Raw genomic sequence first — 9817 nt, 5'->3', positions numbered from 1 at the left:
CCTCGACCGCGACGCCGCGCCTAAGCAGCAGCGCGGCCACCTCATCGGCGCCGGCCTCGTGCCAGTTGACCGACGCGTGATCGGGTAGCTCCGTCCACGCCTCGATGGCGGCAAGGCGGCGCTCGACGTCGGGCTCGGCCCACGCTCCCGTCGTCACGCCGACCGGCGCACCGGGGCTCGCGGAGCGCACCGCGGCCACCCATCGGGCGACATCGTCGGCGGCGAGGCTGTCGCGACCCGCCTCGTCTTTCGGGTGCACATGCACCTCGTGCGCTCCCGCCACCACAGCACGCGCGGCATCGTCGGCGACGACCGACGCATCCGCACTCAACCACGGGTGCTCGACCGCATCACGAGCGCCGTTCACGCATGCCTGCAACAGCATCCGACGCGGAGGCCGGGCGGGCGGGTTGGAGTCCGGCGCGGTCATCGGCCGATCAGTTCGCGGGGGTGCAGGTCATAGGGAGAGGAGTCGGTCGACGGGCCCTCTTCGGCGCGCACCGTGTGCTCGACCTGACGCGCCACCGCCGCGCTGCGGCCGACCTTGACCGCCTCGGCCTCGCTCATGAAGCTGCTCCCCAACGTCTGCGATTCCCCCTCGATGCGGTTGAACCAGATGCCGTTGCGGTGGAACGTCTCGATGTCGCCTGCAGCCATGGCGGGATCCCTTCTCTCGCATCCCTTTCTACGTCAGACCACCGACACGACGGAGGGGCTTGACAGCCTCCGCCCCATCGCCCGAGCGAGACCGGTTCAGACCAGAAGACCCGCCCGACGCACGGCATCGCCCATCGCCGCGAACGCCTCTTCCAGGATCGGACGGGGTGTCGCGAAGACCACCCGCACGTGACCCTCGGCGCCACGCCCGAGCAGCCGTCCCTCGGTCAGCACGACCCCCGCCTGCTCGCGGAAGAACTCGGCGGGCGGCCCCGGAATCCCGAGCGCCGCGGTGTCGATCCACCCGATGTATGTCGCCTCGGGCACGTGATACACGGCTCCGGGGAGGTGCTCCTCCACCAGCGTCGCCAGCTGCCGCCGGGAACCGTCGAGGTAGTCGGCCACCTCCGTCAGCCAGGGCTTGCCCGACCGGTATGCCGCCGTCGAGGCCACCACCCCGAGCGTGGCCGCACCGTGCTGCACCGCGAAACCGAACCGCTTGTACAGCTGCTGGTCGGCTTCGTTCGAGGTGATCAGCTGCGCCGTCTTCAACCCAGGGATGTTCCAAGCCTTCGAGGCGCTCGTTCCCGTCACCGTATGCGCGGCCGTCACCTCCGACACCGACGCGTACGGCACGAACGACGCACCCTCATAGCGCAGCGGGGCGTGGATCTCATCCGCGAACACCCGCCCGCCGTGCCGCTCGACGATCTCTGCGATCGCCTCCAGCTCATCACGCCCGACGATCGTGCCGGTCGGGTTGTGCGGGTTGCAGAGCACGAGCGTCCTCGCGCCGGCAGCGAACGCCTCATCGATGCGCTGCAGATCGTGCTGCCAGCGCCCGTCGACCTCGACGCCGGGGACCTCGATCACCGGATGTCCGATCGCCGGCAGGTAGGTCAGGAACGGCATGTACGCGGGGGTGGGCACGATCACGGGCGAACCCGCTGGCGCATACTCCTGCACCGCGACGCCGAGGGCCGCCATCACGTCCGAGACCGGATGCACACGCTCGGGATCGACCGCCCAGTCGTACTCGTCGCGCATCCACTCAGACGTCGCCTCACCGAGCTCCGCGGCCTGCGGAGGGGAGAGGTATCCCAGGTTCTCGTCGTCGATCGCGCGATGCAGCGCCTCCGCGATCTCGGGCGCGACCCCGAAGTCCATCTCCGCCACCCAGGCGCCGATGTGTCCGGGGTGCAGACTCCACTTGCGGCTCTGCGGCCGGTCGAGGAACAGACGGGTGCGGGCATCGAACGGATGCACGGGGGAGGCGGAGGTCATGGTCTGGGTCCCGCCGAGTCAGTCGGCGGCGTCGATACAGGAAAGACGCAGGACGCGGATCTCGGACACGGGGAACTCCATTCGCAGCGGGACCAGTCCAATCTACGGACGGCCCCGCTCCCTCGCATCTCGGGTTTCCCACCGTGACGGCGGTCGATGCCTCCGCAGAACCGGAGGGGCGCTGGTAACGTTCCCTTGATCGACGGCACCACATTCGGAGGGCAGTGATGAGCGAACCAGCGCGCCGCCCGACCGTCAAGGAAGTCGCGACCAGAGCCGGCGTCAGCCCCATGACCGTCTCCCGCACGCTCTCCGGCGGACTCAACGTCAAACCCGACGTGCAGCAGCGCGTGATGGAGGCCGTGGCCGAGCTCGGCTACCACCGCAACGAGAACGCACGCAGCATCCGTCCAGGACACTCGAGCGGCCTCATCGGCGTCGCGATCACGAACATCGCGAACCCCTACTACTCCACCTTCGCGCTCGGCGTCGAAGAGGAGGCCGCCCTCACCGGTCGCCGCATCCTGCTCGGCAACACCTCGGAGGACCCTGCGCGCGAAGCCGACCTCGTCGGCGACTTCCTCGGCCGCCGCGTCGACGGGCTGATCGTCGTCCCCGCCGGCACGACCTCCGCGCACCTCGCCCATTCGCAGAACCAGGGTGTCCCCGTCGTGCTCGCCTCTCGACGCATCGAAGGACTCGCCGTGGACAGCGTCGTGCTCGCCGACGACGAAGGCGCCCACCGCGGGACGACGGCGCTCATCGATCGCGGACATACCCGGATCGGCTACCTCGGCAATGCGCTGTCGATCTTCACCGGCGAGCGCCGCTACGCGGGCTTCGTCCGCGCCATGCAGGAGCGGGGCCTCACGGTCGACCCGCAGCTCGTCGCCACGAACCAGCAGACCGTCGATCAGGCGCGCGAGGCGACGCGAACGCTCCTCGCCGCGTCGCATCCGCCCACCGCGATCTTCTGCGCCAACAACCGCAACGCGATCGGTGCGCTCAAGGAGATCAACGGCCAGCTCAACGCCGGGTCGCGCCCCGCGTCGGAGTTCCCCGAGATCGTGAGCTTCGACGACTTCGAGCTCGCCGAGCTCTCCCCCGTGCCGATCAGCGTGATCGACCACGACCCCCGCGAGCTCGGCCGCACCGCCACGCGCCTGCTGCTGGACCGCCTGGACGGCGGCGAGCGCGACAGGGAGCACCGCGAGCTCGAACTGCCCGTGTCACTGCGCGGCGTGCGCTGACGCGCACGGGCGCGGTTCCCCACCGCACTGCTGCTTCCCGGCTCACATGCATGACCCACCCCCGAATGCATGAACCATTCCGCGCCGCGGCTCATGCATCCGTCCGCCGATCATGCAAGTGAAGCGGCCTGGGCGGGGCGTACGCAACGTGTTGACACCTCACCTCCGCGTTGATAACGTTACCAATCATCGACGAGGAGGCCGGATGGAGCTGTGCATCGATTTCGGAGGCACCGAGATCAAGATCGCCCTCACCGACGGCAGCCATGTCGTCGGCTCGCGTAGCATCCCGGTCGAAGGCACTCCCACCGACCTCGACAAGGCCGCCGCTCATGCCCGCGCACTCCTCGATCAGACCGGCCGCGCAGCCGACGCCGTGGGCATCGCGGTCCCTGGAGTCGTCGACCCCCGCAGCGACCGGATGCTGCACGCCAACGCCAAGTACGACTTCCTCGAAGACATCGACCTGCACGCCTGGGCGCACACCGAGTTCGACCTGCCGTCCGTGGTCGAGAACGATGCGCGCGCGGCGCTGATCGGCGAGACCTCCTCGGGCAGCGCGGCCGGTGAACGCGACGCTGTGCTCGTCACCCTCGGCACCGGCATCGGGACCGCGGCGATGATCGACGGATCGCCCCTGCGCGGACGCACCGGCCACGCCGGGATCCTGGGCGGACACCTCACCGTCGACATCGACGGCCCCACCTGCCCGTGCGGGAACATCGGCTGCGGCGAAGCACTGGCGAGCACCAGGGCACTCCCCGAGCACGTCTCCATGACGCAGGTCTTCACCACGGACGCGCACCCTGACCTGCGCGACCGCTTCCTGCACGTCTGGGGCGCCGTCGTCACGTCGCTCGTGCACTCCTACGACCCCGCCGTCGTGATCCTCTCCGGCGGCATCCTGCGCGCGGGCGACGCCGTGAGCGCACCGATCGAGGACTTCGTGCGCGAGCACCTATGGCCATCGCTGACCCCGCCGCACTTCGTCGTCCCGCCCGAGCCCGAACTCTCCGTCGTCCGCGGGCTCAGCACCCTGATCCATACCACCCACACCGCCACCACCCACACCGCCATCCCGCAGGAGGAACAGTGACCACCCCGATCAGCGACATGCATGAAGGGCACACCACCCGAGGTCGCTACGACACCCAGCCCACCGTGGCACTGCCCGCCGGGGAGCGCATCCTCCGCGGCGCGCACGGTTGGACGGCGGCGGCCGAGCTCGCCGAAGCCTGCGCCCGGGTGACCGGCACCGCCCCCGTGCTGCTGATCGACACCTACCCCGGAGTGGACGTCGAGGCCCTCACCACCCAGGTGCGCCAGTCGCTGCCGGAGTGGGCGGTCGTCGACGTCGAGGCCGCCGCGCGGCCGGTCGCCGAGGTCGAACAGTTGATCGCCCCGAGCCTCACCGACGACCGCGTCTTCGGTGTCATGAGCCACTTCGCCCTCACCGACTTCTACGACACCGCGAAGCTCGACGCCCTGGCAGACACGGTCGTCGAGAACCCCACCGTGGTGATCGGCTGGGGCGCGGCCCTGCTCTCCCCGCGCCTGACGGGCGACGCCGTGACGGTGCTCGTCGACATGGCCCGCTGGGAGATCCAGCTGCGCCAGCGCAAGGGCGCGACCAACTGGCGCGCCGACAACGCCTCGGAAGACAACCTCCGCAAGTACAAGCGCGGCTTCTTCGTGGAATGGCGCACCGCCGACCGTCACAAGCGCGCCCTGTTCGACACGGTCGACTTCGTGCTCGACGGCAATGCGATCTCGCCGGCCGAGCGGCATCCGGATTCGCCGGAGGCGGGGATGATCACGGGAGCCGCCTTCCGTCAGGCCCTGAAGGACGCCGCGCGTCGCCCGTTCCGCGTCGTCCCGTTCTTCGACCCCGGCGTGTGGGGCGGGCAGTGGATGAAGAACCTCATCGGCCTCGACCCCTCGAAGGACAACTACGCCTGGTGCTTCGACTGCGTCCCCGAGGAGAACTCGCTGCTGCTGGAGGGCGAAGGCGGCGTGATCGAGATCCCCGCCCTGGACCTCGTCTTCAGCCGCCCTGTCGACCTGCTGGGCGCGAAGACGTTCTCGCGATTCGGCGCCGAGTTCCCGATCCGCTTCGACTTCCTCGACACCATGGACGGCGGCAACCTCAGCCTGCAGGTGCACCCGCTCACCGATTACATCCAGAACACGTTCGGCATGCACTACACGCAGGACGAGAGCTACTACATGCTCGATGTCGGCGACGACGCGGTGGTGTACCTCGGGACGAAGGAGGGCATCGATCCCGCCGAGATGCTCCAGGAGCTGGCGACGGCCCAGGACGGCGAGCACCCGTTCCCCGCCGAGAAGTACGTCAACTCGTTCCCGGCCCGCAAGCACGACCACTTCGCCATCCCCGCCGGAACCGTGCACTGCTCCGGCGCGAACTCGATGGTGCTGGAGATCTCGGCGACGCCGTTCATCTTCACCTTCAAGCTCTGGGACTGGGGCCGGGTGGGACTCGACGGGATCCCCCGCCCCGTGCACCTCGACCACGGCGCCAACAACATCCAGTGGGACCGCGACACCACCTGGGTCGGCGACAACCTCATCGACCAGGTCGAGACCATCCGCACCGACGGCGACGTGATCGAGGAGAGCACGGGCCTGCACGAGCTCGAGTTCATCGAGGTGCGTCGACACTGGTTCACCCAGACGGCCGACCATGACACCGAGGGCACCGTGAACGTGCTCAACCTCGTGGAGGGCGATGAGGTCGAGGTGGTCAGCCCCACCGACGCCTTCGCTCCCTTCGTGATCCATTACGCCGAGACGTTCATCGTCCCGGCCGCCGTCGGGGCCTACCTCATCCGGCGCACCGAGAACTCGCGCAGTCCGCGCTTCGCGACCGTCAAGGCCTACGTGCGCGGCTCGCGCTCGAGCGACAGCTGAAGACGCCGCACCCGACGAGCACCGCACCCGAGAAACCGCACACCCGACACACACCGCACACCCGAGAAATACGAACAAGGGAGTTCAGAATGATTTCGCGACGCACGATCGCCGCCGCCGCGGCCGGTCTCCTCCTCGGCACCCTGGCGCTGGCCGGATGCTCCGGCGACTCCGGATCCGGCGGGGAGGGCGAGGTCACCGGCACGCTCGATTTCTACACCGACAAGGCGGCGTGGAAGCCCGATTTCGAGTCGCTCAACGAGGTCAGCGGCGATGCCGTCGACATCACCCTGAAGACCACGGGCTACTCCGACGCCAACCAGTACGACGCCTTCATCAAGCAGTCGTTCCGCACCGACAAGTCGCCGGGACTGTTCACCTGGCACACCGGCGAGTCGCTCAAGCAGCTCGTGGACGAGGGTCTGGTCGCCGAGACCACCGACATCTGGTCCAAGGCGGTCGACGAGGGCTGGGTGAGCGAAGACCTGCGTGACAGCTATACCTTCGACGGTAAGCAGTACTGCGTGCCGATGAACATCGCCTACTGGATCATGTTCTACAACAAGGCCGCCTTCGCCGACAACGGCATCGAGGTGCCGACGACCTGGGACGAGCTGAACACCGCCGCCGAGACGCTGAAGGATGCAGGGGTCACCCCGTACTACCAGACCAGCGTGCTGTTCACCTTCCAGTGGTTCCAGCACCTGGTCGCCTCCACCGACCCCGACCTGTACGCCGGACTCACCACGGGCGACGTGAAGTACACCGACCCCGAGATCGTCGACATCATGAACGTCTGGCTCGACGAGCAGAAGGCGGGCTGGTTCAGCGACGCGGGCAGCACGACCGATCCCGCGGTCGGCCTCAAGCAGGGCGACTACGCCATGATCAACTTCGGCACGTTCTTCGCCGGCAACCTCGAAGGCGCCGGCATGACCACCGATGACTACGGCATGTTCGCGATCCCCGCGGTCAGCGACGACCTCGATGCCACACCGGTGGCCGTGGAGTCGGGCCCGATCTGCACCGCCGAGAACTCGAAGCAGCGCGACCTCGGCCTGGCCTACGCCGAATGGTGGATGTCGCCCGACGCACAGACCGCGTGGAACGACGCACACGGTGACGTCGCGTTCAACCCGAAAGCGAATGTCTCCGACCCCGCACTGGCTGAGATCGGCGAGCAGATCGCCGGCGACGACTACATGCTCTACGACCGGTTCTTCGAGGCGATGCCCACCGAGATCGTGACCACCGCGATCGAGCAGTTCGGCGCATTCAACGCCAACCCCGGCGACCCGATGCCGTTCCTGGGGAAGATCCAGGCCACGGCTGACAAGTACTGGGCAGAGCAGGAGTAAGCGGGCGGATGACGCATCAGAAGACGCCCTACCAGTGGTCCGCCCGGGGCTTCATCGCCCCGGGCGTGATCCTGGTCGCGGTCCTGCTCTACCTCCCGCTGCTGTGGACGGTGTTCCTCAGCTTCACGAAGTACAACGGCCTCGGCAGCCCGAAGTGGATCGGGCTCGACAACTACGTCGAGATGTTCACCGACGGCGACTTCGTGGGCTCGGCGATGAACACCGTGCTCTGGGTGATCGGCACCCTGATCATCCCGGTCGGCATCGGCCTGGCGATCGCGCTGCTCACCTGGAACCTCGGGGGTGGCATCTGGCTGCGCCTTCCGTTCCTCATCCCCTACGCCCTCTCCGGCATCGGCGTCGGCGTGGTCTGGTCGTTCATCCTCTCCTCGGGCGGAGCGCTCGATCAGGCCCTCGCCGCGTTCGGCATCACCGACCCACCGCGCTGGCTCCTCGACGCTCCGCTCAACACGGTCGTGATGATCATCGCGTCGTCGTGGCAGGGCGTCGGCGTGAACGCACTGCTGTTCACGATCGGCCTGCAGGCCATCCCCAAGGAGCCGCTCGAGGCCGCGCGCATCGACGGCGCCGGCGGGGCGCGTCTGTTCACCAGCATCCTGTGGCCCATGCTGCGGCCGCTCACCGCCGTGGTCGTCGGGCTCTCGATCGTCGCGAGCCTCAAGACCTTCGACATCGTATGGGGCATGACCAAGGGCGGACCGGGCACCGTCTCGGAGACCCTCGCGCTGACCATGTACAAGGAGACGTTCGTGAACAGCGACTACGGGCTCGGCTCCGCGATCGCGGTGTTCCTCACCGTGATCACCCTCGTCGCCTCGGTCCTGTACCTGCGCCAGCAGCTCTCCCCGAAGAAGGAGATGTGATGTCGAAGATCATCCGCACCACCGTGCTCGTCGTCCTCGGGATCGTGTGGCTCCTGCCCGCCTACCTGCTCGTCGTGAACGCGATGAAGGACCCGACCACCTTCACCTCGAAGGAGTCGTGGATCCCCACCGACTTCCACCTGTTCGAGAACTTCGGTCAGGCGCTCGAGCTCTCCGGCATCGGCGACAGCATCGTCAGCACGCTCATCTATTCGATCGTGTCGCCGACCATCGCCGTGCTCGTGGGCGCCGCGGCCGGCTTCGCGATCGTGGCCCTGCGCCTCAAGCGCGGATTCCTATGGTTCGTCGTGATCTTCGGCGGCACGGTCTTCCCGCTGCAGATGGTGCTGCTGCCCCTGTTCGACGCCTACTCGCGCACCGGGCTGTTCGACACCCGCGTCGGCATGATCATGATCTACACGGTGATCTCGATCCCGTTCTCGGCGTTCGTGATGCGCAACTTCTTCACCGGCGTCGCGCACAACGTGTTCGAGGCCGCGGTGCTCGACGGTGCCACGACCTGGCGCATCTTCGTGCGTCTGTACCTGCCGATGGCGTCGAGCGCGCTGGTCGCGATCTTCATCCTGCAGGCCACGTTCGTGTGGAACGACCTGCTGCTCGGCCTCACGCTCAGCCAGTCCGACGACATCCGCCCCATCATCACCACGCTGTCGGGAATGCAGAGCACCTACGGCGGCGCGCAGATGTCGGTCGTGCTGGCCGCGGCCGTGCTCGTCTCGCTCCCCACCGTGGTGCTGTTCCTGTGCACACAGCGGTTCTTCGCCAAGGGCCTCGCGCTCGGACAGTACTGACCCCCAACCCGCCTCGAAAGGCATCATGAATCCCCTCATCCCCACCGTCGAGGATCTGGTCGCCGATGCGGTCACCCATCACTACGACGACATGATCGCGCCCACGGGCCTCACGAACATGCTCGGCACCGTGCGCGTGGACCACGACCTGACCGCGCTCAGCGCCGTGCAGTTCCCACCGGTGTCGCAAGGACTCACGCAGACCGCCGTGCTGTTCGTCGACGGCCGCCTGTTCGCGTCATACGGCGTGCCCGTCACGCACGAGTGGCGGCCCGACGGGGTGGTGCGGCGCGCGAGCGTGGGTGAGCTCGAGATCGAGACCACGACCGTGTGCGTGCCGGGGAAGACAGCGGTGGCGATCGACATCGCGGTGCGCAACTCCGGTGCGGGCGAGCGTGAGGTGCGGATCGGCCTGTCGTCTGCGGCCCGCGTGACCCGGTCGACCGAGGCCTGGCTCGACGCGGAATCACCGTCGGAACGCGACACCGCGACCGTCGACGGCGGGTGCCTCGTGTTCGGTTCGACCGATGCCGCGGCGTGGAGCGTGCAGGGCCTGATCGGCGGGACCGCGACCCTCAGCGGTGTGGCCGACCTGCCCGATGCATTCGACACCGGGATCGGCGGCAACGGCCGCGGCGGCG

General features: G+C 68.1%; 9 protein-coding genes and 1 pseudogene. 7 read left to right on the top strand and 3 right to left on the bottom strand.

Going from position 1 to position 9817, the window contains the following annotated elements; all coding sequences use genetic code 11:
- From AX744_RS00825 to AX744_RS00815, 3 genes are all read right to left on the bottom strand, one after another.
- Nucleotides 1-430 (bottom strand): 3-keto-5-aminohexanoate cleavage protein (locus AX744_RS00825; protein WP_231728712.1); only part of this gene is annotated, 430 nt, incomplete at its 3' end.
- A complete protein-coding gene (locus tag AX744_RS00820; RefSeq protein WP_058631043.1) occupies nucleotides 427-657 on the bottom strand; it encodes a hypothetical protein in 231 nt (76 codons plus the stop codon). The genes AX744_RS00820 and AX744_RS00825, both read right to left, overlap by 4 nt.
- 96 nt (nucleotides 658-753) lie before the next feature.
- Nucleotides 754-1941 (bottom strand): MalY/PatB family protein, encoded by a 1188-nt coding sequence (locus tag AX744_RS00815; protein ID WP_082738357.1) that lies wholly within the window; start codon nucleotides 1939-1941, stop codon nucleotides 754-756.
- Between the two features lie 227 nt (nucleotides 1942-2168).
- Between AX744_RS00815 and AX744_RS00810 the strand changes: the two genes are divergently transcribed.
- The 7 genes and pseudogenes from AX744_RS00810 to AX744_RS00780 all read left to right on the top strand — a co-directional run.
- Nucleotides 2169-3191, top strand: a complete 1023-nt coding sequence (locus AX744_RS00810) for a LacI family DNA-binding transcriptional regulator (protein ID WP_061015120.1) — start codon at nucleotides 2169-2171, stop codon at nucleotides 3189-3191.
- 205 nt (nucleotides 3192-3396) lie between these two features.
- The gene (locus AX744_RS00805; RefSeq protein WP_061015119.1) at nucleotides 3397-4287 is read left to right on the top strand and encodes an ROK family protein; all 891 of its coding nucleotides are present in this window, start codon (nucleotides 3397-3399) and stop codon (nucleotides 4285-4287) included.
- Nucleotides 4284-6122, top strand: coding sequence for a class I mannose-6-phosphate isomerase (locus AX744_RS00800; RefSeq protein ID WP_082738355.1), 1839 nt, complete (start codon nucleotides 4284-4286; stop codon nucleotides 6120-6122). Before AX744_RS00805 ends, AX744_RS00800 begins: the two co-directional genes overlap by 4 nt.
- An 89-nt stretch (nucleotides 6123-6211) precedes the next feature.
- Nucleotides 6212-7480, top strand: a complete 1269-nt coding sequence (locus AX744_RS00795; RefSeq protein WP_061015118.1) for an ABC transporter substrate-binding protein — start codon at nucleotides 6212-6214, stop codon at nucleotides 7478-7480.
- A gap of 8 nt (nucleotides 7481-7488) precedes the next feature.
- A complete protein-coding gene (locus AX744_RS00790; protein ID WP_058631047.1) occupies nucleotides 7489-8364 on the top strand; it encodes a carbohydrate ABC transporter permease in 876 nt (291 codons plus the stop codon).
- Nucleotides 8364-9176 carry a carbohydrate ABC transporter permease gene (locus AX744_RS00785; RefSeq protein ID WP_058631048.1) on the top strand — a complete coding sequence of 271 codons (813 nt, stop codon included), beginning with the start codon at nucleotides 8364-8366 and terminating at the stop codon, nucleotides 9174-9176. The genes AX744_RS00790 and AX744_RS00785 overlap by 1 nt, the downstream gene beginning before the upstream one ends.
- 25 nt (nucleotides 9177-9201) lie before the next feature.
- Nucleotides 9202-9817, top strand: a pseudogene (locus AX744_RS00780) (hypothetical protein); the annotation flags it as partial.

This window comes from Microbacterium sp. CCH5-D1, assembly GCF_001557335.1.
Taxonomy (GTDB): Bacteria; Actinomycetota; Actinomycetes; order Actinomycetales; family Microbacteriaceae; genus Microbacterium; species Microbacterium oxydans.
Note: the sequence above shows the minus strand (reverse complement) of the source record. Positions and strands in the feature narration are given on the sequence as shown.